Below are 24,643 nucleotides of genomic sequence, written 5' to 3'. Positions count from 1 at the left end.
CCTGATGACCATAGCAAGTTGGTCCCACCCCTTCCCATCCCGAACAGGACCGTGAAACAACTTTGCGCCGATGATAGTGCTGCAACCAGTGTGAAAGTAGGTTATCGTCAGGCTTGTTATTCGTAGTAGAGAAAAACCCGATCAGAAATGGTCGGGTTTTTTTTCGTCTGGCGGTTTGTGATGGCGAACCCCAAACGAAGGCTGGGGTCAGACCCCCTCGCGCGTTGGCGTCGAATCTGGCGTTGGCGGTGTGGAGGGTCTGACCCCGGTGGCTCGGTTCAACAGGCGAAAAAAAAGCAGCGCTGCGCGCTGCCTTTTTTACTTAACGTCGCTTAGCTCCCGCGATAAGTCGAATACGACCACGGCGATACTACCAGCGGTACGTGGTAGTTCTCGTCTGTATGCGCAATGCCGAAGGACAGGGTGACCAGGTCGATGAAGCGGGGGGAGGGCAGTTCCACGCCCTGGGCGGCGAAATAGTCTCCTGCATTGAAGACCAGTTCATACTGGCCCGCCTTCATGCTGTCGCCTTCCAGCAAGGGTGAACTGCAACGGCCGTCGCTGTTCGTCATATCCATCTTCAATAACACTTTGCCTTCCGGCGCAACTGAAAACAGGGCCACCTTGACGCCGGCTCCCGGCCTGCCGTGGGCGATATCGAGTACATGCGTGCTGAGTTTTCCCATTTGCTATCCTGTATATAGGGTGAGTGAATGTGCTTATCGTGCAAATCATATACCGGTGACTGCGCCGGGCTATATGATTGGACATATAGCCAACATTGTCCTCCTATAGGCGCGCCTCCGCATGAACAATTACGAACATTATCCACGCGACTTGATCGGCTATGGCCGCACGCCACCCCATCCGCAATGGCCGGGTAAGGCCCGCATCGCGCTGCAATTCGTCCTCAATTACGAGGAAGGGGCGGAAAACAGCGTGCTGCATGGCGATCCCGCCTCGGAAACGTTTTTATCGGAAATGATCGGCGCAGCCGCTTTTCCCGCGCGCCACCTCAGCATGGAGTCGATTTATGAATACGGCTCGCGCGCCGGGTTGTGGCGCTTGCTGCGCATGTTCGAGGAGCGGCGCCTGCCGCTGACCGTATTCGGCGTCTCGATGGCCTTGAAACGCAATCCGGAGGCGGTGGCGGCTTTCCAGGAACTGGGGCATGAAATCGCCTGCCATGGCTTGCGCTGGATTTCCTATCAAAACATGGACGAGGCGACGGAACGCGAACACATGCGCGAAGCCGTGCAGATCATCCGCGAATTGACGGGTTCCGCCCCGCAAGGCTGGTACACGGGGCGCGATTCTCCGAATACGCGCAAACTGGTGGTCGAGCATGGCGGTTTCCGCTACGACGCCGATTATTACGGCGATGATCTGCCATTCTGGGACAAGGTGGCGTACACGGATGCCGCCGGCATGCCTGCCGTGCAGCCGCAATTGATCGTGCCCTACACTCTGGATACAAACGACATGCGCTTTGCCGCCATGCAGGGCTTTAATTCGGGCACACAGTTTTTTGATTACTTGAAGGATGCCTTCGATGTGCTGTATGCGGAAGGCGATCCGAACGGCTTGAATCAGCCGAAGATGCTGTCCGTGGGCTTGCATTGCCGCCTGGTAGGACGGCCTGGCCGCGCGGCCGCCCTGGCGCGCTTTCTCGACTATGTGCAAGGCCATGAGCATGTGTGGATCACGCGCCGCATCGATATTGCCGAACATTGGCACGCGACGCATCCCTGTAGCGTTTGATAGGTATTGATATTGGATGATAAGTAAAATCAGTCTTTGCATATAGTTGTCCCATATGCCGGTGTTAATCTCCTATACTGGGACTATACCGAGGCCAGCATGTCAGAACCGATCCGCTTTTACTACCGTGGTGCCGTACAGGAAGTACGCAACGCCGCCCCTACGCAGACTGTGTTGCAGCACCTGCGCGAGGATTTGCATTGCACGGGCACCAAGGAAGGCTGCGCCGAAGGCGATTGCGGCGCTTGCACCGTCGTCATCGGTAGCCTGGTGGATGGGCAAATCGAGATGAAAGCCGTCAACGCCTGCATCCAGCTCACGCCTACCCTCGATGGCAAGGCCCTGTTTTCCGTGGAAGACTTGCAACAGCCCGACGGCGCCCTGCACCCGGTGCAGCAGGCGATGGTCGAGTGTCACGGTTCCCAGTGCGGTTTTTGCACGCCCGGTTTTGTCATGTCCTTGTGGGGCATGTATCTGGAGAAAAACGGAGAGACACCCACGCGCGGCGAAATCGACGATACCCTGTCGGGCAATCTGTGCCGCTGCACGGGCTACCGGCCCATCATCGACGCAGCCAAGCGCATGGGCGAACTACCGCACGTCACGTTCGACCGCGATGCCGTGGCGCAGCAATTGCAGGCGTTGCAGCGCAGCAGCCTGACTACGTATGAACATGGCGGCCAGCAATTTCACGCGCCGCGCAGCATCGATGAACTGGTGGCACTGCGCGGGGCAAAGCCGCAAGCCTGCCTGCTGGCCGGCTCCACCGATGTGGGCTTGTGGGTGACCAAGCAATTGCGTGACCTGGGCGACATCATTTATTTGGGCAACGTCGCTGCGCTGAAAACCATCATGGTGGACGATGGCAAGTTGCACATCGGCGCCGGAGCCAGCCTCAACGATGCCTATGCGGCGCTGTGCGGGCATTATCCGCAGGAATTGTCTGAACTATGGCAACGCTTTGCTTCCTTGCCGATCCGCAACGCAGGCACTTTGGGCGGCAATGTGGCCAATGGCTCGCCCATCGGCGACTCGATGCCGTGGCTGATTGCGCTGGGCAGCGAGATCGTGCTGCGCGGCCCAGGCGGCCAGCGGATCATGCCGCTGGAAAACTTCTATCTGGCTTACCAAAAGAAAGATCTGCAGCCCGGCGAGTTCGTCGAAGCCGTGCGCGTGCCCTTGCCGCGTGCCGAGGTGCAATTCCGCACGTATAAGCTGGCCAAGCGCTTCGACCAGGATATCTCGGCCGTATGCGCCGCGTTTGTCTTCCAGCTCGATGGCGAGCGCATCATCGATGCGCGCATCGCCTTTGGCGGCATGGCGGCCACGCCGCAGCGCGCCGCGCAAACGGAAGCGTTTTTGCGCGGACAAGCATGGACGGAAGACAATCTGCTCATCGCCATGCGCTTGCTGGCCGACGATTACGCGCCCCTGTCGGACATGCGCGCCTCGGATACCTACCGCATGACGACGGCGCAAAATCTGTTGCGCCGCTTCTGGCTGGAAACACGCCCCGGTGCGCCGCTGTTGCGCACTGCCGTCAACGCCTACGCTTGCCGCGCCTGAAAGGACCAGCATGAACCATCCTGCCACGCCCGAACTGCAAGCGGCCGCCTGGGCCGCCGTGGGCAAGCCCAGTCCGCATGAATCGGCGCAATTGCATGTGCTGGGGCAAGCCACATACACGGACGATATCGCCGAGTTGCAAGGCACCTTGCACGCGGCGCTGGGCCTGTCGCAAAAGCCGCACGCGCGCATCACAGCCATGGATTTGTCGGCCGTGCGCGGCGCGCAAGGGGTTGTCGCCGTCTACACGGCGCAGGACATTCCCGGCACCAATGACTGCGGCCCGATCATCCATGACGATCCCATCCTGGCTGCGGAACTGGTGCAATACGTGGGCCAGCCCATCTTCATCGTGGTGGCCGATACGCACGACCATGCGCGCCGCGCCGCCCGCCTGGCGCAGGTATCGTACGAGGAATTGCCCGCGATCATGACGCCGCAAGCGGCCAAGGCCGCACAATCGTACGTGCTGCCGCCGATGCAACTGACACGCGGCGATTATCAGGCGGCGTTCGAGAAGGCGCCGCATGTGGTCAAGGGCCAGCTGTATGTGGGCGGCCAGGAACAGTTTTATCTGGAAGGACAGATTTCCTACGCCATCCCGAAGGAAGCGCAAGGCATGCTGGTGCTGTGTTCTACCCAGCATCCGAGCGAGATGCAGCACGTGGTGGCGCATGCGCTGGGCGTGCATTCGCACAACATCACCGTCGAATGCCGGCGCATGGGCGGCGGTTTTGGCGGCAAGGAATCGCAGTCGGCCCTGTGGGCGGCGGCCGCATCGATTGCGGCGGCCAAACTGAAGCGCCCCGTGAAACTGCGCGCCGACCGCGACGACGACATGCTGGTGACGGGCAAGCGCCACTGTTTCTACTATGAATACGAAGTGGGCTACGACGATGAGGGCAGGATACTTGCCGCCAAGGTCGATATGACCACGCGCGCCGGTTACTCGGCGGACTTGTCCGGCCCCGTCGCCACGCGCGCCGTCTGTCACTTCGACAACACATATTACCTGTCCGACGTGGATATCCGCGCCGCCTGCGGCAAGACGAACACCCAGTCGAATACGGCTTTCCGCGGCTTTGGCGGGCCGCAGGGCGCCATTGCCATCGAGTACGTGATCGATGAAATCGCCCGCCATTTGCAACGCGATGCGCTCGATATCCGCCTGCTCAATTTCTATGGGCGCAACGATGCCGAGGGGCGCAATGTCACGCCGTATGGGCAGACCATCGTCGACAACGTCATCCACGAGCTCGTCGCTGAGCTAGAGGAGAGCAGCGACTACCGCGCGCGCCGCCGCGCCATCGACGCCTTCAACGAAGCCAGCCCGATCCTGAAGAAGGGCCTGGCGTTCACGCCGCTGAAATTCGGCATCGCCTTCAACGTCACGCATCTGAACCAGGCCGGTGCCTTGGTCCACGTGTATGTGGATGGCTCCGTGCTGGTCAACCATGGCGGCACGGAAATGGGGCAGGGTATCAATACCAAGGTGATGCAAGTGGTGGCGCACGAACTGGGGCTGGACCTGGAGCGCGTACGGGCCACGGCCACCGATACCAGCAAGGTGGCGAACACGTCGGCCACGGCTGCGTCCACCGGCGCCGACCTGAATGGCAAGGCAGCGCAGGATGCGGCGCGCCAGATCCGTGAACGCCTGGCCGATTACGCGGTCAAACTGTACGGCGGCGACGTTGCTGCAGTGCGCTTCTTCAATAACCATATCCACGTGCATGGTCATGTCGTCGCGTTTGCCGAGCTGGTGCAGAAGGCTTATCTGGCCCGGGTGCAACTGTGGTCGGACGGCTTTTATGCCACGCCTGGCCTGTCGTGGGATGCGAAGACGATGAAGGGCCATCCGTTTTCCTACTATGCGTATGGCGCGGCAGTGGCTGAAGTGGTGGTCGATACCTTGACGGGGGAATGGAAGCTGCTGCGTGCGGACGCCTTGTACGATGCTGGCCAGTCATTGAATCCCGCGATTGATCTGGGTCAGGTGGAAGGCGCATTTATCCAGGGCATGGGTTGGCTGACGACGGAGCAGCTGTGGTGGAACGCGGCGGGCAAGCTGATGACGCACGCGCCATCGACGTACAAGATTCCCGGCATTTCGGATTGTCCGGAAGATTTTCGCGTCAAGCTGTTCCAGAACCGCAACGTGGAAGACAGCATCCACCGTTCCAAAGCCGTGGGCGAACCGCCGTTGCTGCTGCCGTTCTCCGTCTTCTTTGCCATCCGCGACGCCATTTCCAGCGTGGGTCATCACGCCGTGCAGCCACCGCTGAATGCCCCCGCTACCAGCGAGGAAATCCTCAAGGCGGTCATGGCCGTGCAAGCGGCGCATGCCGGCGCCTAGGAGCAGAGAATGAGCGACTGGCTGACAGCAATCGAGAATGACACGCAGGCATCCGTGCTGGTGACGGTCGCCCTGGTGGAAGGCTCGGGGCCGCGCGAGGCGGGCGCGAAGATGCGCGTCATCCTTGAAGGCCAGGTGGACACCATCGGTGGCGGCCACCTGGAATTGCGCGCCGTGGAAATTGCCAAGACCATGCTGGCCACGGCAGATACCCATGCGCGGCTCGAGCGTTTTGCGCTCGGCCCCAGCCTGGGACAATGCTGCGGTGGCGTCGTCCACCTGGCGTTCGAGTATGTCGATGCCAGCTTGAAAGCATTGCTGGCCGCCTTGCGCGAACGGCGCCAGCATGACAGCTGGAAAGTCACGGCGCTTGACGGCGATGCCGCGTCGGCCCTGTTCGATGCCGCCGGTAAACTGATTGCCGGCGCGCCAAGCCAGGCACCCAATACGTTCGCGCGCGAACGCAGTACCCATGTCGCTCAGGATGGCAAGGGGCGGCGCTGGCTGGTCGACCCCTGCCTGGCGCCGCGCGAGCACCTGACCTTGTTTGGCGCCGGTCACGTGGGCGCCGCCATCGTGCGCGCGCTGGCCCACTTGCCCTGCAATATCACCTGGGTCGATGAACGCGAAGACATGTTTCCCGCGCAACTACCGGATAACGTGCGCATCGCCGCCACCGACACGCCCGAGGAATTCGTTGCCATGGCGCCGCCGGGCGGCAGTTTTCTCGTCATGACGCACAGCCATGCGCTCGATCAACGCTTGACGCAAGCCATCATGGAGCGCAAGGATGCGGGCTGGTTCGGCTTGATCGGTTCGCACACGAAACGCAAGCAATTCGAGCACCGACTGCAGGCGCGCGGCGTACCGGATGAGCGCATTGCCGCCATGGTCTGTCCGATCGGCATGCCCGGCATCCGCAACAAGGCGCCGGCCGTGATCGCCGCTTCCGTTGCCTGTCAATTACTCATGGTGTGGGAGGAAGCGGCCGCGGCCGCCCTGGCCGCACCGCTGCGGCTGGCTACTGCCAGTGCGCCACCGCGACGCGAGAAACGCGCCGCCATTCACCCGTTATAGAAAGAAGTCATGCCGATAGTTCCTGCCACATTGCAAGCTTACCGTGCCAGCTTGCTGCACTTTCACGCCGATCCCGCTTTCACCGAGGAGGCGCACGCTTGGCATGCGGACGGCTTGCTGATCGTGGCCGGCGGCAAGGTCGTGGCGGCCGGCGATTATGCATCGCTGCAAGCGACTTTGCCGCCAGGTACCGAGATCGTCGATTACCGCGGCAAGCTGATCGTGCCGGGTTTCATCGATACCCATCTGCACTTCCCGCAGACGGAAATGATCGCCTCGCCCGCTCCCGGTTTGCTGCCGTGGCTGGAAACGTATACGTTTCCTACCGAACGCGCGTTTGAGAATCCCGAGCATGCGCGCAACGTGGCCGAGTTTTTCCTCGACGAACTGCTGCGCTGCGGCACCACCACGGCCATGGTGTATGGCAGCGTGCATCCGCAATCGGTCGATGCCTTCTTTGGCGCCAGCGAGGCGCGCGGCTTGCGCATGGTGGCGGGCAAGGTCATGATGGACCGCAATTGCCCCGAGTTCCTGCGCGACACGGCCGAGTCCGGCGCGCGCGAAAGCGAAGAGCTGATCCGGCGCTGGCACAAGCACGGCCGCTCGCTGTATGCGATCACGCCCCGTTTCGTGCCGACATCCACGAATGAACAGATGCACCTGGCGGGCGAGCTGGCGCGCGCCTATCCGGATACGTATTTGCAGACCCACGTATCGGAAAACGAGGATGAATGCCGCTGGGTGCGCGAACTGCATCCGCAGGCGCGCAGCTACCTCGATGTGTATGACCAGTACGGCATGCTGCGCCCGCGCGCCATGTTTGGCCACTGCATCTGGCTCGACGAGCGCGACCGCGCGCGCATGGCGGAAACGTCGTCGGCGGCCGCCATTTGTCCTACGTCAAACCTGTTCCTCGGTAGCGGTCTGTTCGATTTCGAGCGGGCCGATGCGGCGAAAGTGCTGCTGTCGCTGGCGACCGATGTGGGCGGCGGCACCTCGTTCTCGATGTTGCAAACCATGAACGAAGCCTATAAAGTAGCACGCTTGAAAGGCAGCTATCTGCCCGCCTTGCGCATGTTTTACCTGGCGACCTTGGGCGCCGCGCGCGCCATGCAGCTGGAAGGCACCCTCGGCAATTTTACGGCAGGCACGGAAGCGGACTTCATCGTGCTCGACAAGCAGTCGACGCCGTTGCTCGAGCGCCGCACGGCCGGCTGTCAAAGCCTGGAGGAATTGCTGTTTGCCTTTGCGCTGCTGGGCGACGACCGCGCCGTGGCCGCCACCTATTCAGGCGGGCAATGCGTGCATGTGCGGGGGCAGGGCTGACCTACCCGTGGTTCAACACGAATTATCCTGAGCGAGAACGCGAATGCATAAGAAACTCACTGGCCTGGCGCTTGGCGCCGCGCTGGCATTGACCGGAACGGCGCAGGCCGCCCCGTCTTCCAATGAAGCGGCCACCGCGCGCCACTTTGCCGCCCTGGTTGCCGGTGCGCAGCCGAAGACAGCCGAGTTGAGCCTGTTCTTTTCCATGATGCCCAAGGGCGGTGATCTGCATCACCATTACTCGGGCGCCATTTACGCCGAGCAATTCCTCGACTGGGTCGACAAGGAAAACTATTGCGTCAACAAGACGACGTACCGCATCGAAAGCAACAAGGATGTCGTGGCGGCCGAGCGCGCCAAGCCCGCCGCGCAGCGTGGATGCCTGTCGTCCACGGAAGTGTTTGCCGATGCGAGCCTGTATGCGGAATTGCTGCAGCGCTGGTCGACCAAGGATTTCTATAATCACGGCGCCATCCAGACGCCGCCGGACCGCACTTTTTTTGATACCTTCGGCTACTTCGGTCCCGTGGCGTCGAGCAACACGGCTGACGGCTTGAAAACCCTGAAGCAGCGCGCCATCGCGGAAAACCTCAGCTATATCGAGACGATTTTCGAACTGTCGCCATTCGTGCAGAACGCGCAGTTCGACCAGCAGGTGCTGGCGCCGGGCTTGCAGCCGGCAGCGTTGCAAGCCGTGCTGGCCAACTGGACCGGCAGCCTGGAGCAGGATGCCAGCTTCCAGAAAAGCATCACTGCCTACAACGACAACGTCAACGCCAGCAGCGCCGGCATCGACGATGCGAACTTCACCATGCGTTACCAGGCGTATGTGCTGCGTTTCCTGTCGCCATCGCAAGTGTTCTCGTCCATGGTGGCCGCGTTCAAGGCAGCGAGCCTGAATCCGCTGCTGGTGGGCGTGAACATCGTGGGCCAGGAAAGCGTGAACGTGTCGATGCGCGATTACAGCCTGCACATGGAAATGTTCAAGTTCCTCAAGGCAAAGTATCCAAACGTCAAGATCGCACTGCACGCCGGCGAGCTGGCGCTGGGCATGGTGCCGCCGGAAGGCATGACGTTCCATATCGCCGAAGCCGTCGATGTGGCAGGCGCCGACCGTATCGGTCACGGCATGGATATCGCGTACGAAAACAATGCGCTGGCAACCATGCAGAAAATGCGCGAGCGTAACATTCCCGTGGAAGTGAACCTGACCAGCAACGATTACATTCTCGGTATCAAGGGCCAGGCGCATCCGATCACCCTGTACCGCAAATATGGCGTGCCATTCGTGATTTCCACCGATGACGCGGGCGTCTCGCGCAATACCTTGTCGAATGAATACGTGCTGTTTGCCAGCCAGTACAAGACGGATTATGCGGAAATCAAAAAGCTGTCCTACAACAGCCTGCGCTATTCCTTCTTGGCGGAAGCGGACAAGCAACGTTTGCTGAAAGCGCTCGATGCCCGTTTCACCCGTTTTGAAGCGCAAATTGCCGCGGCCGACAAGGCAGGCAAAAGCAGCAAACCGTAAGTTGCGCGACGTTCACAACTGATACTCTCAGGACGGCCGGATATTCCGGCCGTTTTCATTTCTCCCCCTCAAATCACGGCAATGTATTTTTGTTAATTTTGTGGCGGCCATGCGACACAATTGACGGCAGATGCACGACTTTGTCCAATTTCTTGGATGAATCAATTTCAAGTACATATTGCTCATTTATAATCACGCGCCATAAGCCCGGACGCTGTCAGCACGATATCAATCCAGCTAGTTACTTCACGCTATTTATACTTAAAATATATAAATATGTAAAAAAAAACGTATTTGTCATCCATTTTTTGATGATGCATAGTGGGATGAGTGTGATATTAAAAAGTCACAATTCGTATGGCTGATAGCGTATGAAGACGGGTATTTGCAGTAAATAAAGGTGAGATGCAGAGTGAAACAAACAGTCGCGCAACTAAATGACGACATTTCTCTGCATTTTGCCGCCGTGTCACAGTCTTGAAATATTTAACAATTACACTCGCGGCTTGCCATGTTCGCCGGGTAAGCCTGTCGGGTGAATGACACAGGAGCTAGCGCCCTGGGTCGTACGGATCGGTCGCAGTTTTTTCCGCCGTTATTGTCTGAATAGGAATGGTTGTGATGTGTGGAGCGGCATTTTGTGATGGTCTTGTCAGGACCGCAGCCAGTCCCGCCGGCGTAACAGTTGCAGCATCGTAAAGAGGAAATGTTGTGTTTGTGTTGCTGTGCGGCGCAGCCGGATGGTGGGGCAATCCAGGATTTTCAAAAATAATAGTCTTTTCTGGGGTTAAAGATGATCAATCACAAGCGACTTCGGCTAACGCAAATCGCGTTCAGCCTGTCTATTGCACTGGCGGCGGCACCATCGTTCGCACAGAACACTACGTCTTCCATTGGCGGCCGTATCTCGGCCACCGACGGCAAGCCGGCAGCTGGCGCCACTGTTACCATCGTGCACACCGAATCGGGTTCCGTCAGCAATGTGACGACCGATGCGGAAGGCCGTTACGTCGCCCGCGGCTTGCGCGCTGGCGGTCCCTACACCATCACCATCACCAAGAATGGTGAAGTTGAAAAACGCGAAGGCGTGTTCCTGGAACTGGCCGAAACGGCCAATGTGGACGCCACCCTGGGCGCCCAGATGCAAGTTGTGAACGTGACGGGTACAGGTGCACGCGCACAGATCTTTAACCGCAGCAACATGGGTGCCGGCACCAACATTGGCGCCAATGAGCTGGCCATGCAAGCGTCGATCCAGCGCAATCTGCAAGATTACGCCCGTTCCGACCCGCGTGTTTCGCAAACCGACAAAGAGCGCGGCGAATTGTCCGTTGCCGGTCAAAACTCGCGCTACAACTCGATGACCATCGATGGCGTGGCGGTGAACGACACTTTCGGCCTGGAATCGAACGGCAGCCCGACTGCCAAGCAACCGATTTCGATCGATGCCATCCAGTCCGTGCAAGTGAACGTCGCCAACTACGACGTGACGCAAAAAGGCTATACGGGCGCCAATATCAACGCCGTGACCAAGTCCGGTACCAATGATATCAAGGGCAGCGTCTACTACGTGTTCCGTAATGACCGGATGGCCGGTGACCGTTACGACAACGTCAAAGACAGCTATTACGCGCCAGCGCCGTTCCGCGAAACGACCAAGGGTGTTTCCGTCGGCGGCCCGTTGATCAAGGACAAACTGTTCTTCTTCGCCAACAAGGAAAAGCTGGAAAGCACTCGCACTGCGCCAAACTTTGGTCCAATTGGCAGCTCGATGACGAACGTCGGTATTACCGAATCCGCTATTTCGGCTTTACAGACGATTGCCAAGGATAAGTACAACTTGCCAGTCGGTACCACGGCAGTTCCCGCAGGCACGAAGTTGACAGTTGATGATGTCTTGCTGAAACTGGACTGGAACATCAACGATAACCATCGCGCGATGGTTCGCTACTCCAAAACCGATCAGTCCGAGCCGATGTTTACCGGTGTATCGGATAGCGGCATCGCCCTGAACTCGGCATGGCGTTCGCAAAACAAGTCGATCGAGACCATCGTTGGCCAGTGGTTTGCCGACTGGACGCCGAATTTCTCGACGGAATTCAAGGTGTCGTCGCGCGACTATGAAAGTCTGCCGAAGAACAATTCCACCCTGCCAACGATGTCCCTCAAGTTTACGGGGGACGTGCCAGCGGGATCGCCTGCAGGTATCTCGACCAAAGACCGCTACCTGAACTTTGGTACCGACCAGTCGTACCAGTTCAACGTCTTGCGCACCAAGACCAAAGATGCCTACCTGGGCGCCAACTGGGCCTTGGGTGACCATGAAGTCAAGTTTGGTACCGACTTTAGCAAGAACGATGTCTACAATGCGTTCCTGCAAAACGTGAACGGTAACTACACCTTCGGTTGTATCAATAACGTTGGCTACTCGTTCGTCAAACCGAACCCGGATGGCAGCACTAGTTTCAACTGCAACAATTCACCGACGCTTCAGCAACAAGCCATCCTGGAAAACTTCCGCATTGGACGCCCGAGCTCTTATCAGGTTCAGGTACCGTTGGCAGGCGGCTCCCTGGAAAACGCCATTGCTGATTTCAGCCTGAAAAACTATGGCTTCTTCGCTCAGGACGTATGGACCGTCAACAAACAGTTGACCGTGCAATATGGCGTGCGCGTGGACAAGGCCGGCATCAGCGACCGTCCGCTGTACAACGCCGCGGCAGCTGCACCTTTGGTTGCTGGCAACGCTCAGACTGGCAAGGCACAAAGCGGCGGTTTTGGCTTGAACAATACGCAAACCATCGATGGCCAGACGCTGTGGCAGCCACGCGTGGGCTTCAACTACAAGTTTGAGAGCACCCGTCCTACCCAGTTGCGCGGCGGCTTCGGCCTGTTCCAGGGCGCGGCAGCCACGGTCTGGATGTCGAATCCGTTCGCCAATCCTGGCGTGGCGACCCGTATCGTCGGTTGCGGCACCAGCGGCTTCAAGGCTTGCCCAACCGTCGGTGGCTTGTTCAATCCTGATCCGACCATGCAGCCGACGAACTTCGCTGATGCCGCGCCTGCGGCTAACGTGGACTTCCTGTCGCCTAGCTTGCGTCAGCCATCGATCTGGAAGGGCAACCTGGCATTCGAACACGAGTTGCCATGGATGGGCCTGGTTTTCGGCGCGGAATACCTGCGCACGCAAAACAAGGATGCCATTTACTATGAGCATCTGAACTTGGGCGCGGCGACGCGTAAGGGTACCGATGGCCGTGAGCTGTACTACGGTGCCGGTGCTTACAATACGAATTGCTGGACTTCCACCGGTGGCTTGTCGGCGACGAACACGGGCTGCTCCGGTTCCATCGTTGCCAAGGCACTCAAGAATCCTGCTTTCAACAACGTCATGGTTGCCCAGAAAACGGACAAGGGCGCAGGCAATTTGGTAACCCTGTCGGTTAGCCAGCCTATGACCAAAGGCTTCGGCTGGTCGGTTGCCTACACCTACACGGATGCAACGGAAGTGTCACCTTTGACCTCGTCGGTATCGACGTCGAACTTCAATGCCCGTTCGATTTTCAATCCGAACGAAAACGTTGCCGCCAATTCCGGCTACTTGGTAAAAGACCGCTTCAATGCAGTGTTGAACTTCCAGAAGCGTTTCTTCGACAATTACAAGACCAGCTTCGGTCTGTTCTATGAAGGCCGCAAGGGCAAGCCATTCAGCTGGACCTACAGCAATGACTTGAACGGTGACGGCGTCAGCGGCAACGATTTGATGTACATCCCATCGAAACCGGGTTCGGGCGAAGTGGTGTTCCGTGGTGATACGGCAACCAATCACGCCAACGAAGACCGTTTCTGGTCATTTGTTAACGCAAACGGTGACCTGCGCAGCGCGAAAGGCGGCGTGGTGAAGCGTAACGACAGCTTCTCGCCTTGGACCAACAGCTTCGACATGCGTGTCAGCCAGGAAGTCCCAGGCTTCTTCAAAGGCAACAAAGGCGTGTTCACGATGGACTTCTTCAACGTGGGCAACATGATCAACCGCAAGTGGGGCCGTATCAATGAAATGGCTTTCCGCTCGGCTGGTGGTCAAACGCGTAACTTTGTTGATTTTGCGGGTCTCGATGCTCAAGGCCGTTATATCTACCAAGTGCGTGACAAGGTAGAGGACTACACCGTGCGTCAACAAAAGGGTGAGTCCCAATGGGCGATCCAGGCTACGGTCAAGTACGAGTTCTAATCTCGACGCTTGATTGAAGTTGCAAACGGCTGGTGGCGACACCGGCCGTTTTTTCGTTTATGTTCTGCTTTCTTGTAATGCTCGGATGGGCATGCGGCGTGCGGCGCCCCCCGGATGAGACAGTTTTTTTGACAACGATGACTACGTGGGGACCATGAAACATCATCTGACACCACTCGCCACAGCGGCGGCCCTGACCTTGCTGCTGGCCGCCTGCGCCATGCCTCCCACGCCTTCCGTGGCGCCCGTCGATATCAACCTGGTTGCCCTGAACGATTTTCACGGCAATCTCGACCGCAGCAAATTTACCTACACGAGCGTCGCCGATGCCGAGCGCAAGACGGTGCAGGCCGGCGGCATCGATACCTTGTCCGGCGCATTGACGGCGTGGCGGCGCGAAGATGCGCAACTGATCTTTGTCGGCAATGGCGACCTGGTCGGCGCCAGTCCCGCCATGTCGGCGCTGTGGGCGGACGAGCCGAGCATCGTCGCCATGAACATGCTGGGCATGAAGGCCAGTTCCGTCGGCAACCATGAATTTGACCAGGGCAAGGCGGAATTGCTGCGCCAGCAGCGCGGCGGCTGTGAATCATCGCGCGCCGACAAGGCGTGCAAGTTCACGCCCGACTTCAAGGGCGCCAGCTACACTTATATGGCGGCCAATGTCATCGATACGCAAACGGGCAAGCCCCTGCTGCCCGCCTACCGCATCGAAGAGGCGCATGGCGTCAAGGTGGGCTTGATCGGCGCCGTGCTGAAGGATACGCCGTCCGTGGTGACGGCCGCCGGCATTGCCGGTTTGCGGTTCGGCGATGAAGCGGACGCCATCAACGCCACCTTGCCGCAATTGCGCGCGCAGGGCGTGGGCGTGTTCGTCGTGCTGCTGCACCAGGGCGGCGAGACCAAGGAAGCCGTCGACCAGCCCGATTGCAGCCACCTGAAGGGCGAAGTGGTGGATGTCGTGAAACGTCTCGACCCAGCGATTCAGCTGGTCATCAGCGGCCATTCGCACCAGGGTTATCTGTGCCGTGTCGATGGCCGCCTGGTGACGCAGGCGCAGATGGGCGGACACATGTTGACGCGCATCAAGCTCAAGGTCGATCCCGTCAAGAATGCGCTGATCGATGTCAGCGCGAAAAACGTCGTCATGCTGCCAGGCATGTATGAGCCGGACCCGGCCGTGGCAGCCTACCTGGAGTCGGTCAAGCAGCGCAGTGCGGCCGAATTGTCGCGTCCCGTGGCCAGTATCGCCGTGCCGAACGTGGGCCGCAGCACCAAGGGCGGCGGCGCTTCCCCGCTGGGCGACCTGGTGGCCGACAGCACCCTGTTCGGCGCGCGCGCTGCCGGTGCGCAAATCGGCCTGATGAACAATGGCGGCATCCGCAAGGACCTGGAAGCGGGCGCCGACCTGATGACGAACGTGGGCCAGAACCAGGCCGTGGTACCGTTCGGCAATACCCTGATCGTCGTGAGTCTTTCCGGCGCGCAAATCCGTACCTTGCTCGAGCAGCAATGGCCGGGCGAAGAGGCAGGCGAGGGCAACCTGTTGCAAGTGTCCGAAGGTTTTAGTTACCGCTGGGACAGCACGCGGCCGCAGGGCCAGCGGGTGCTGCCGGGCAGCATCATGCTCAATGGCGTCGCCATTGATGACAATCAACAATACCGTGTCGCCGCCAACAGTTTCCTGGCCGGTGGCGGCGATCGCTTCACCGTGCTGGCGGCCGGTACGCGCCGGCTCGACACGGGCGTGCGCGATATCGACGCCTTCAGCAATTACCTGATCGACCGCGCGCGCGTCGGCAAACCGGCTGGCAGCGCCACGGCGGCCGGCCGCATCGTGCGCGTCCAATAATCTTTACAAGGAAAAACCATGCGTCGTTTATTTGTTTCCCTGCTCGTCACTACCCTGTTCGCGGGCACGGCCCACGCGGATTTCACCATTCCCGGCTTTGAACTGGTGCACACCTCGCCCGTGGAAACGAGCTTGACCAATCCCGACCTGCGCGAACCCGTCGCCGTGTGGAGCGAGCTGTTTGATTCGGCCAAGAAAGAAATCGTCATCGCCCAGTTCTACGCCGTCAGCAAGCCGGGCACGGCTTTTGAAAAGGTGCTGGCCAGCCTGACGGCCGCCGGCCAGCGCGGCGTGAAGATCCGTTTCCTGCTGGACCAGAAGGGCGTGGGCCTGTCGGAAGCGGCCACCATCGCCCGAATCAAGGCGATTCCTAACCTGGACTTGCGCCTCATCGACTTCAATAAAATCACGGGCAACGGCATCGTGCATGCGAAATACCTGGCCGTCGATGGCCAGGTGGCGTACATCGGCAGCCAGAATTTCGACTGGCGCTCGTTCGAGCACATCCATGAGACGGGCTTGAAGATCACGGATCCGGCCATGGTGAGCCAGGTGCAAGCGATTTTCGAGCAGGATTGGCAGGCGCAGGCATTGACGTCGCAAGGCAGCCGCGCCACGGTGCTCAACAGCAAGGTCGTGCCGGCCAACTACGCGCAAAACGCTTTCCTGCTGGCCAGCCCGAATGCCTACAACCCGGCCGGCGTGGGTGACTCGGAAACAGGCTTGCCCGCCTTGCTGGCGGAAGCGAAAAGCGAAGTGCGCATCCAGCTGCTCGACTATGCGCCGCTGTCCTACGGCCCGAACCGCACGCGTCCGTACTACGCCGTGATCGACAACGCCGTGCGCGCAGCCGCCCAGCGCGGCGTGAAAATCAAGCTGATGGTGTCCGCCTGGAACACGGAAGCGCCGGCCATCGCCTACCTGAAAAGCCTGGCCCTGGTGCCGAACGTGGAAATCCGCATCGTGACGATACCCACGGCGTCGACGGGTTTTATCCCGTTCGCGCGCGTGATCCACAGCAAGACCATGAGCATCGACGGCAAGCTGGCCTGGGTCGGCACGAGCAACTGGGCGGGCGGTTATTTCGACTTGTCGCGCAACCTGGAAGTGGTGCTGCGCAACGAACAGATGGCGCAGCGCATTGCCGCGCTGCATGAGCAGACGTGGAGCTCGGCGTATGCGCAGCCCATCGACATCAACAAGCAGTATCCGAAACCGGCCAAGGCCGCGCCGCAAGGCAAGGAGTGAACATGAAAAAATTACTGTGCGTGCTGGCGCTGGGTGCCGCTTTCGCTTCCGGCAATGTGCTGGCGTGGGGCAATGACGGCCACCGCGCCGTGGGCGCCATCGCCGATCAATTGCTCAAGGGGAGCGCGGCCCAGACACAGGTGGCCAAGTTGCTGTTGCCTGGCGAAAGCCTGGAAAAGATCGCCAACTGGCCCGATTGCGTGAAGGGCACGTATTGCGGTCCGCAATCGCCGGAAATGCTGACCTATGTGGCGGCCAACCCCAAGCATGGCGAATACCATTACACGAATGTGCCGTTCCAGAACGCGCACTACCATGACCATGGCGTAGGCACGGCCGACGACGATATCGTGCAAACGCTCAAGCAGGCGATCCTGGTATTGCAAGGCAAGGCTGATGCGGCCAGCAATCCGCACGGCTTCAGCCAGCGCGAAGCCCTGATCCTGATCACGCACCTGGTGGGCGATATCCATCAGCCACTGCATGTTGGCAATGCGTTTCTCGGCAAGGATGGCCAGTTCTTTGTGCCCGCCACGCAGGCGCAGATCGACGATATCGCCATTTTCAATGCACGCGGCGGCAACGATTTGCTGCTCGACGATGCGAAGATGACGGCGCTGTCCGACGCCGTGATTCCCGCGCCGCTGCCGGCGGATGAGGGCACGGCCAAGCCAGCCAGTGCGTATCCGAAGTCGCCCACCAAGCCCCTGCATTCGTATTGGGACACGACCGTCGTCGATTACGCCATGCGCCGCCTGAGCACGCGCACGCCGCAGCAGTTCGCCCGCACGGTGATCGCCAGCGCGCCTGTGGTGAGCGCCAATAGCGGCGACCCCGCCACCTGGCCGTATCAGTGGGCCGATGCCTCGCTGGCGGTGTCAAAGATTGCTTTCACGGACGTGGTGGCCGGCCCTGCCACCCGGCAGACCAGCCGCAAGGGCGAGGTCTACAATGTGTGGGCCTTGACGGTGCCCGATAATTATCCGGTGCCCAGCTCGGCGCTGGCGAAGCAGCAGTTGATCGAGGGCGGCTATCACCTGGCGGCCGTGCTGCAGGCGATCTGGCCGCAGTAAGATGGCATTCTAAAGCGGCCTGCGGGCCGCTTTTTTCATGCCAGGATGACGGCGATTCCCATCTCGCGGTAGGGCGCGACCAGCGCATCATCCACGTCGCGGTGCACGATGATGTCGTTGACCTGGCTCAAGGGGACTACCTGGAACGGCGAGGCCGTATTGAACTTTTCCGGCGAAGCCAGCACGACAGTGCGGCTTGACGCCGCGCTCAGTGCGCGCTTCACGCATGCTTCCTCATAATCGCCGGTGGTGATGCCCGCTTGCGGATGCAGGCTGGACACGCCCATGAAATACAGGTCGGCGCGGATGCGGCCGATGGCTTCCACGGTCGCCGCGCCGACGCCGACGATCGAGTGCTTGTACAGGCGCCCGCCCAGCATCAGCACTTCGATCGATGGGTGATTCACCAGTTCGACGGCAATCGACGGGCTGTGCGTGACGATGGTGGCGCGCAAGTCGCGCGGCAGCTGGCGCGCCAGCTGCACGGCGGTCGTGCCGCCATCGAGGAATACCACTTGTCCCGTTTGTATCATGGCGCCCGCCGCGCGGCCGATGGCGGGCTTGGCTTCGGGGGAGATCTGTTCGCGTCCCGCAAACGGCGCCAGCGCGGGCGAGCGCGGCAGCAAGGGCAGGGCGCCGCCATGCACACGCTCCAATAGTCCTTCTTTTGCCAGCTCGCGCAGGTCGCGCCGTATCGTGTCTTCCGACAAGCCCAGGCTATCGCTGACGGCCTTGGCGACGATCTGCCCTTCGCGCTGGAGCAAATCCAGCAGATATTGTTTGCGTTGATGTGTCAGCATGGTTTTTCTTGTTAATTCTTGATATTGCACGAGTTTGCATGATAAAGTCGGAAAATACAAGCACAAGGAGACGATATGCGCGAAGACAATTTGGGGCAGGAGAGGGTACGCATACAGCAGGTGCAGACCCTGTCGCACGACTGGTATCTATTGCAAAAGACCACGTTCGACTATCTGCGCCACGATGGCGAATGGCAGACGCAGACGCGGGAAACCTATGACCGCGGCGATGGCGCCACCATCCTGCTTTACAACAAGGTAAAGCGCACGGTGATTTTGATCCGCCAGTTCCGTTTTCCCACCTACCGCGAAGGTCACGACGGTTTCCTGATCGAATCAGCGGCCGGCTTGCTGGAAGAGGCCAGCGCCGAACAGCGCATCCGCGCCGAGGTGGAAGAGGAAACCGGTTACCGGGTGGGGCAGGTGCACAAGATATTCCAGGCCTTCATGAGTCCCGGTTCCGTGACGGAACGCCTGCATTTTTTTGTCGGCGAATACGACCCCGCCAGTTGCATCGGCGACGGCGGCGGCCTGGCGCACGAGGGCGAGGATATCGAAGTGCTGGAACTGCCCCTGGCGCAGGCGCTGCAGATGGTGGCCGATGGGCGCATCTGCGATGGCAAGACCATCATGCTGCTGCAGCATGCTCAATTGCAACTGATGCCGGTGAATCAGGGCATGCAGATACTGGTTGCCGGCCCCTACCGTTCGGGAACGGGCGACGATCCGCTCTTGATGCAGCGCAATGTGGACGCCATGCAAGCCGTTTGCCTGCCCCTGTATGCCATGGGACACATGCCCGTGCTCGGTGAATGGCTGGCCTTGCCCATGCTGGCGCTGGCCGGTTCCACCCGGGTGGGCGACGCCGTGTATGAGGAGTTGTTCCACGCGCATGCGACGCGTTTATTGAGCCATTGCGATGCCGTGCTGCGTCTCGGTGGCGCATCGGCTGGGGCGGACCAGATGGTGGCGGTGGCGCGCAGCCTGGGTCTGCCTGTGTTTTTCTCGCTGGATGAGATTTCGCAGGCGTAAAAAAAGCGAAGCCCGCGGGCTTCGCTTTTGTCATGCGCTCGTTGAAATCTAACGCGATTTGACGAACGGGATACCAATGGCTTTTGGCGCGATGGATTTCGCCATCAAGCCCGCCAGCACGATCACGGTGACGACGTATGGCACCATCTGGATCAGCGAGCCGGGGATGCGGCCCACGACCGGCAAGTCCACGCCTTCAATCTGGATCTGGATGGCGGCAAAGAAGCCGAACATCAGGCAGCCGAGGAAGGTGTAGACGGGGCGCCAGTTGCCGAACACCATGGCCGTCAGGGCCAGGTAGCCGGCGCCGGCCGACATGTCGCGCAGGAAGAAGCCGCTTTGCACGATGGCCAGGTAGGCGCCCGAGAACGAGCACAGGATGCCGGCCACCAGCATGGCAAGGTAGCGCGTCGCTTCCACGCTCACGCCGGCCGAGTCGGCCGCATGCGGGTTTTCGCCGCAGGCGCGCAGGCGCAGGCCGAAGCGCGTGTGGTACAGCAGCCAGTGCACGAGCGGGATCAGCAGGAACGCCACATAGACGAGGATGGAATGGCCGCCGATCAGGTGGGCATATACCCAGCCGATGAAGGGAATGTGCTCCACGTACTGTGTGCCCGGCAAGACCACGTCGAACAGCCGCGCCGAACCGAGGTCGGGCGTGCGGCCGCCTTGCTGGAAGAAGAACTGCGCCAGCACGAACGTCAGTCCGCTCATGGCGATATTGATCGCCATGCCGGCCACCAGCTGGTTGCCCTTTTGCGTGATGCTGACATACGCTTGCAGCAGGGCCAGGGCGACGCAGACGAGCATGCCGGCAGCCATGCCGTAATACGGGTTTTGCGTCGTGTAGGCCACGGCGGCGGAAGCGAAGGCGCTGGCCAGGATCTTGCCTTCCAGGCCGATGTCGATCATGCCGCTGCGTTCGGCAAACAGGCCGGCCATGGCGGCAAAGATCAGGACGGGCGCATTGCGCACGGTCGATACCAGGATGCTGGCGAATTGAAAGTCGTCGAGTGTCATGGTGTTAGCCTTTGGTGCGCTTGAGCAGGGCGGAAATGGCCGGTGCGTAGAAGTTTTCCATGGCGCCGCAGAACAGGATGATCAAGCCCTGGATGAAAATGAAAGTTTCCGTCGGGATATTCGGTTTTTCCAGCGACAGGTCGAAGCCACCCTGGATCAGCGCACCGAACAGCACGGCCGACAAAAAGATGCCGACCGGATGCTGGCGGCCCATCAGGGCGATGGCGATGCCGATGAAACCGGCGCCGCCGACGAAGTTGAGCGACAGATAATGCGTCGAACCCATGATCGAATTGACGGAACCGAGGCCCGCCAGCGCGCCGGAGATCAGCATGACGATGATGATCATCTTGCTGATCGACACGCCCGCATAGTGGGCCGCATGCTTGTTCAAGCCCGTGGCGCGCAGCTTGAAGCCCCACGACGAGCGCCACACCATCACGCCATAGATCACCAGCGCGGCGATCGCCAAAATAAAACTGATGTTCAGCGGCGTGTCGCCCAGCGACGGGAACCAGGTGGAGAGGCGCGGCATTTCGCCGCTTTCCGCAAACACGCGGCTGGCCGTGTTCTGCTCGCCAGGCGGGATCAGGTATTTCACGATCACGAAGTTCATCAGGCTGGCGGCGATGAAGTTGAACATGATGGTGGTGACGACGATGTGGCTGCCGCGCTTCGCTTGCAGGTAGCCGGGCAGGAAGCCCCACAGCGCGCCAAACAGGGCCGCGCCGATCATGGCGGCTGGAATCAGGAGCCATGCGGGCAGGGTCTGGTCGAAGGCCAGCATGGCCACCGTCAAGCCCAGGCCGCCGATATACATCTGGCCTTCGGAACCGATATTGAACAGCCCGGCCTGCATCGCCACGGACACCGACAGGCCCGTGAAGATGAAGGTGCTGGCGTAGAACAGGGTGTAGCTCAAGCCTTCCGGATTGAGGACGGCGCTGTTGACGAGGATACCCAGCGATTCGGCGGGATCTTCGCCCAGCATATAAATCACCAGGGCTGCGACCAGCAAGGCCGACAGCAGGTTTAACATGGGCATGACAAAGGCTGTCGCCCAGCGTGGCAAGTCGTTATTCATGATTTATGCATTCCCCCCATCAACAGACCGATGCGGGTGGTATCGAATTCTTCAATTTTCAGTTCGCCGGTGATGCGTCCGCCGCACATGACGAGAATGCGGTCGGCCAGCGCCCGCACCTCCTCCAGTTCAACGGACACCAGCAGGATCGCCACGCCCGCGTCGCGCAGGGCCAGCAATTGCGTATGGATGCTTTCGATGGTGCCGATGTCGACGCCGCGCGTGGGCTGGCCCACGAGCATCAGTTTCGGCTTGGCCAGCACTTCGCGCGCGATCACCACCTTTTGCTGGTTACCGCCCGACAGCAGGCCGATGCGCAGGTCCGGATTGGCCGGGCGCACGTCGAAAGTCTTCAGCAGTTCCGCGCAGCGGGCGCCGATGGCCTTGAAGTTGAACAGGCCCCAGCGGTTTTTCAGGTGATCCTGGTAGCCGAGGATGGTGTTCTGCATGACGGAGAAATTTTTCACCACGCCATCGCGCAAGCGGTCTTCCGGAATGTGGGCGATGCCCAGCTCGCGGAAGGCCAGCGGCAAGCCGTCGGCATCGTGGCGCTTGGCAAACGGCAAGTCCTTGTCGAGAAAACGCAGCTTGCCCGAGGTAGGCAAACGCATGCCCGACAGAATTTCCAGCAGCTCGCTCTGGCCATTGCCCGAGACCCCCGCGATGGCGACGATTTCGCCGGCGCGCAAGTTGAAACCAATGTCGGCCAGCAGCTTGACCTGTTGCTCGTCGGCCAGTTGCAGGCCGTCCACTTCCAGCACCGTGGCGCCCGGATTGTATGGGGCACGCGGCAAGTGGCTCTGGATGGGGCGGCCGACCATCATGTTGGCCAGTTCCTCTTTCGAGGTAGTTGCCGTGGCAACGGCGCCCACCACCGTGCCGCCGCGCATGACGGTGACGTTGTCGGTGATTTCCAGGATCTCTTGCAGCTTGTGCGTGATCAGGATGATGGTCTTGCCCTGTTCCTTGAACAGGCGCAGGATTTCAAACAGCGAGGCCGTTTCCTGGGCCGTCAGCACGGCCGTCGGCTCGTCGAGGATCAGGATATTGGCGCTGCGGTAAATCTGCTTGAGGATTTCCACGCGCTGCTGCGCGCCGACTGACAGGTCTTCGATCTTTGCCAGCGGGTCGACGTCGAGGCGGTAGCGCGCGCAAATCTCGCGCAGCTTGGCTTCCGCTTCCGTGCGGTGGCTGGCCAGGCGAAAGCCGCCTTCCGTGCCCAGCATGATATTGTCGAGGACGGTGAAGTTCTCGACGAGCATGAAATGCTGGTGCACCATGCCAATGCCGAGGTTGATCGCTTCCTGGCTGTTGCGGATAGGCTGTACTTTTCCGTCGAGCAGGATTTCTCCGCCGTCGGCACGGTAATACCCGTACAGGATGCTCATCAAGGTCGATTTGCCTGCGCCATTTTCCCCCACCAGGCCATGGATACTGCCCTTGGCGATGGAGAAGCTGACGTCGGCGTTCGCCTTCACATGTCCAAACTGCTTGGAAATGCTGCGAAATTCTACTGCTGGCTGCATAGGTTCATAACTGGATAGTTTCATGGAAACGCGCCGCGCGGAGACTGGCCCCGGCGGCGCGCTAAAAGATACGGAGAAAAATTAAACCGGGCAGCTGCTGCCGACGCGGTAATCGATCACTTTGATCTTGCCATCGATAATGTCCTTACGCGCACCCAACACGCGCTTTTCGATTTCCGGCGTGATCAGCTTGCGGTTGTTCGCGTCGAGCGCCCAATCCACGCCGCCTTCTTTCAAGCCTTTATAGCTGACGCCGCCCTTCCAGGTGCCATCCTTGACTTGCATGAAGCTGTCGTAGACCGTGTTGTCGACGCGCTTGACCATCGAGGTCAGGATGCTGCCTGGATACAGATGATTCTGGTTCGAATCGACGCCGATGGCCAGCTTGCCTTTTTCCTTGGCCATTTGCAGGGTACCCATGCCGCTGCCGCCAGCAACGGCGAAGACGACATCGACGCCGCGCTCGAATTGCGAGCGGGCCAGTTCGCCACCCTTGGCCGGGTCATTCCAGGCGCCGGACGTGGTGCCGACCATGTTTTGCGTGATTTCCATCTTCGGATTGACGGCCTTCGCGCCTTGCGCGTAGCCGCAGGCGAAGTTGCGGATCAGTGGAATATCGATGCCGCCGATGAAACCGACTTTCTTGCTCTTGCTGGCCATGGCCGCTGCCACGCCCACCAGGTAGGAACCTTCTTCTTCCTTGAAGACGACGGAATTGACGTTGCTGCCGGCGGCCTGGCCGTCGATCAGCACGAATTTTACGTTCGGGAATTCCTTGGCGACCTTTTGCACGGCTTGCGTTTGCGCAAAGCCGATGGCGGCGATCATGTCGAGTTTCTTGCGGGCCAGGCCACGCATGACTTGTTCAGCCTGCGTATCGCTCGATGCCTGCACTTCGATGAAGGAAATGCCCGTGTCTTTTTTGAAGCGCGATGCGCCTTCGAAAGCGGATTGGTTGAACGACTTGTCGAACTTGCCGCCCGCGTCATACACGACACCCAGTTTTGGGGTAGCCGCGGACGCTTGAGCAGTCAGAAATACGGCTGCGATCGTCAAACTAAATTGTGTAAGTTTCATGAATTGGCTCCTGGAAGATCGATATTGTATATTTTTTATAGGTGAAACATATAATTTGGGGCCGATTTAGCCTGTTTTTGATG

At 59.9% G+C, this 24,643-nt stretch carries 16 protein-coding genes, 1 rRNA gene and 1 pseudogene; 12 read left to right on the top strand and 6 right to left on the bottom strand.

The genetic code is table 11. The features are described 5' to 3' along the window. Nucleotides 1–113, top strand: a 5S ribosomal RNA gene (gene rrf / locus O3297_RS22700). A 219-nt stretch (nucleotides 114–332) separates the two neighbouring features. On the opposite strand, the gene uraH is transcribed toward rrf, so the two are convergent. Continuing rightward, on the bottom strand, nucleotides 333–686 hold the full coding sequence (gene uraH / locus O3297_RS22695; protein WP_034785620.1) for a hydroxyisourate hydrolase: 354 nt from the start codon (nucleotides 684–686) through the stop codon (nucleotides 333–335). 121 nt (nucleotides 687–807) lie between these two features. Between uraH and puuE the strand changes: the two genes are divergently transcribed. From puuE to O3297_RS22645, 10 genes are all read left to right on the top strand, one after another. Continuing rightward, nucleotides 808–1,761: an allantoinase PuuE gene (gene puuE / locus O3297_RS22690; RefSeq protein ID WP_305050233.1), complete on the top strand. Its 954-nt coding sequence runs from the start codon at nucleotides 808–810 to the stop codon at nucleotides 1,759–1,761. A 99-nt stretch (nucleotides 1,762–1,860) separates the two neighbouring features. Beyond that, complete coding sequence (gene xdhA / locus O3297_RS22685) at nucleotides 1,861–3,327, top strand: xanthine dehydrogenase small subunit (RefSeq protein ID WP_305050231.1); 1,467 nt, start codon at nucleotides 1,861–1,863, stop codon at nucleotides 3,325–3,327. A 10-nt stretch (nucleotides 3,328–3,337) separates the two neighbouring features. Beyond that, on the top strand, nucleotides 3,338–5,683 hold the full coding sequence (gene xdhB / locus O3297_RS22680) for a xanthine dehydrogenase molybdopterin binding subunit (protein ID WP_305050230.1): 2,346 nt from the start codon (nucleotides 3,338–3,340) through the stop codon (nucleotides 5,681–5,683). A gap of 9 nt (nucleotides 5,684–5,692) precedes the next feature. After that, complete coding sequence (xdhC, locus tag O3297_RS22675; RefSeq protein ID WP_305050229.1) at nucleotides 5,693–6,760, top strand: xanthine dehydrogenase accessory protein XdhC; 1,068 nt, start codon at nucleotides 5,693–5,695, stop codon at nucleotides 6,758–6,760. Nucleotides 6,761–6,769: 9 nt separating this feature from the next. Beyond that, on the top strand, nucleotides 6,770–8,086 hold the full coding sequence (gene guaD, locus O3297_RS22670) for a guanine deaminase (protein WP_305050228.1): 1,317 nt from the start codon (nucleotides 6,770–6,772) through the stop codon (nucleotides 8,084–8,086). 43 nt (nucleotides 8,087–8,129) lie between these two features. Then, nucleotides 8,130–9,617, top strand: coding sequence for an adenosine deaminase (locus O3297_RS22665; protein WP_305050227.1), 1,488 nt, complete (start codon nucleotides 8,130–8,132; stop codon nucleotides 9,615–9,617). Nucleotides 9,618–10,410: 793 nt separating this feature from the next. Then, on the top strand, nucleotides 10,411–13,848 hold the full coding sequence (locus tag O3297_RS22660; protein WP_305050225.1) for a TonB-dependent receptor: 3,438 nt from the start codon (nucleotides 10,411–10,413) through the stop codon (nucleotides 13,846–13,848). 154 nt (nucleotides 13,849–14,002) lie between these two features. Further along, a complete protein-coding gene (locus O3297_RS22655; RefSeq protein WP_305050223.1) occupies nucleotides 14,003–15,700 on the top strand; it encodes a bifunctional UDP-sugar hydrolase/5'-nucleotidase in 1,698 nt (565 codons plus the stop codon). Between the two features lie 18 nt (nucleotides 15,701–15,718). Next, complete coding sequence (locus tag O3297_RS22650; protein ID WP_070280858.1) at nucleotides 15,719–16,948, top strand: phospholipase D-like domain-containing protein; 1,230 nt, start codon at nucleotides 15,719–15,721, stop codon at nucleotides 16,946–16,948. A 2-nt stretch (nucleotides 16,949–16,950) separates the two neighbouring features. Beyond that, nucleotides 16,951–18,021, top strand: coding sequence for a S1/P1 nuclease (locus O3297_RS22645; RefSeq protein WP_305050222.1), 1,071 nt, complete (start codon nucleotides 16,951–16,953; stop codon nucleotides 18,019–18,021). 35 nt (nucleotides 18,022–18,056) lie between these two features. On the opposite strand, the gene O3297_RS22640 is transcribed toward O3297_RS22645, so the two are convergent. Then, on the bottom strand, nucleotides 18,057–18,821 hold the full coding sequence (locus O3297_RS22640) for a DeoR/GlpR family DNA-binding transcription regulator (protein WP_305050221.1): 765 nt from the start codon (nucleotides 18,819–18,821) through the stop codon (nucleotides 18,057–18,059). A gap of 75 nt (nucleotides 18,822–18,896) precedes the next feature. Here O3297_RS22640 and O3297_RS22635 point away from each other — a divergent pair. After that, nucleotides 18,897–19,481, top strand: a pseudogene (locus tag O3297_RS22635) (NUDIX domain-containing protein); the annotation flags it as partial. Between the two features lie 420 nt (nucleotides 19,482–19,901). Here the strand turns inward: O3297_RS22635 and O3297_RS22630 are convergent. The 4 genes from O3297_RS22630 to O3297_RS22615 form a co-directional block, all read right to left on the bottom strand. Continuing rightward, complete coding sequence (locus O3297_RS22630; RefSeq protein WP_034754516.1) at nucleotides 19,902–20,873, bottom strand: ABC transporter permease; 972 nt, start codon at nucleotides 20,871–20,873, stop codon at nucleotides 19,902–19,904. Between the two features lie 4 nt (nucleotides 20,874–20,877). Beyond that, nucleotides 20,878–21,957 carry an ABC transporter permease gene (locus O3297_RS22625; protein ID WP_034785591.1) on the bottom strand — a complete coding sequence of 360 codons (1,080 nt, stop codon included), beginning with the start codon at nucleotides 21,955–21,957 and terminating at the stop codon, nucleotides 20,878–20,880. Continuing rightward, the gene (locus O3297_RS22620) at nucleotides 21,954–23,483 is read right to left on the bottom strand and encodes an ABC transporter ATP-binding protein (RefSeq protein WP_070260161.1); all 1,530 of its coding nucleotides are present in this window, start codon (nucleotides 23,481–23,483) and stop codon (nucleotides 21,954–21,956) included. Before O3297_RS22620 ends, O3297_RS22625 begins: the two co-directional genes overlap by 4 nt. A gap of 81 nt (nucleotides 23,484–23,564) precedes the next feature. Beyond that, complete coding sequence (locus O3297_RS22615; RefSeq protein WP_034785587.1) at nucleotides 23,565–24,560, bottom strand: BMP family protein; 996 nt, start codon at nucleotides 24,558–24,560, stop codon at nucleotides 23,565–23,567. Nucleotides 24,561–24,643 lie beyond the last annotated feature (83 nt).

Source organism: Janthinobacterium sp. SUN128, from assembly GCF_030587275.1.
Lineage (GTDB): Bacteria > Pseudomonadota > Gammaproteobacteria > Burkholderiales > Burkholderiaceae_D > Janthinobacterium > Janthinobacterium lividum.
This window is presented reverse-complemented; position numbering and strand designations above follow the sequence as displayed.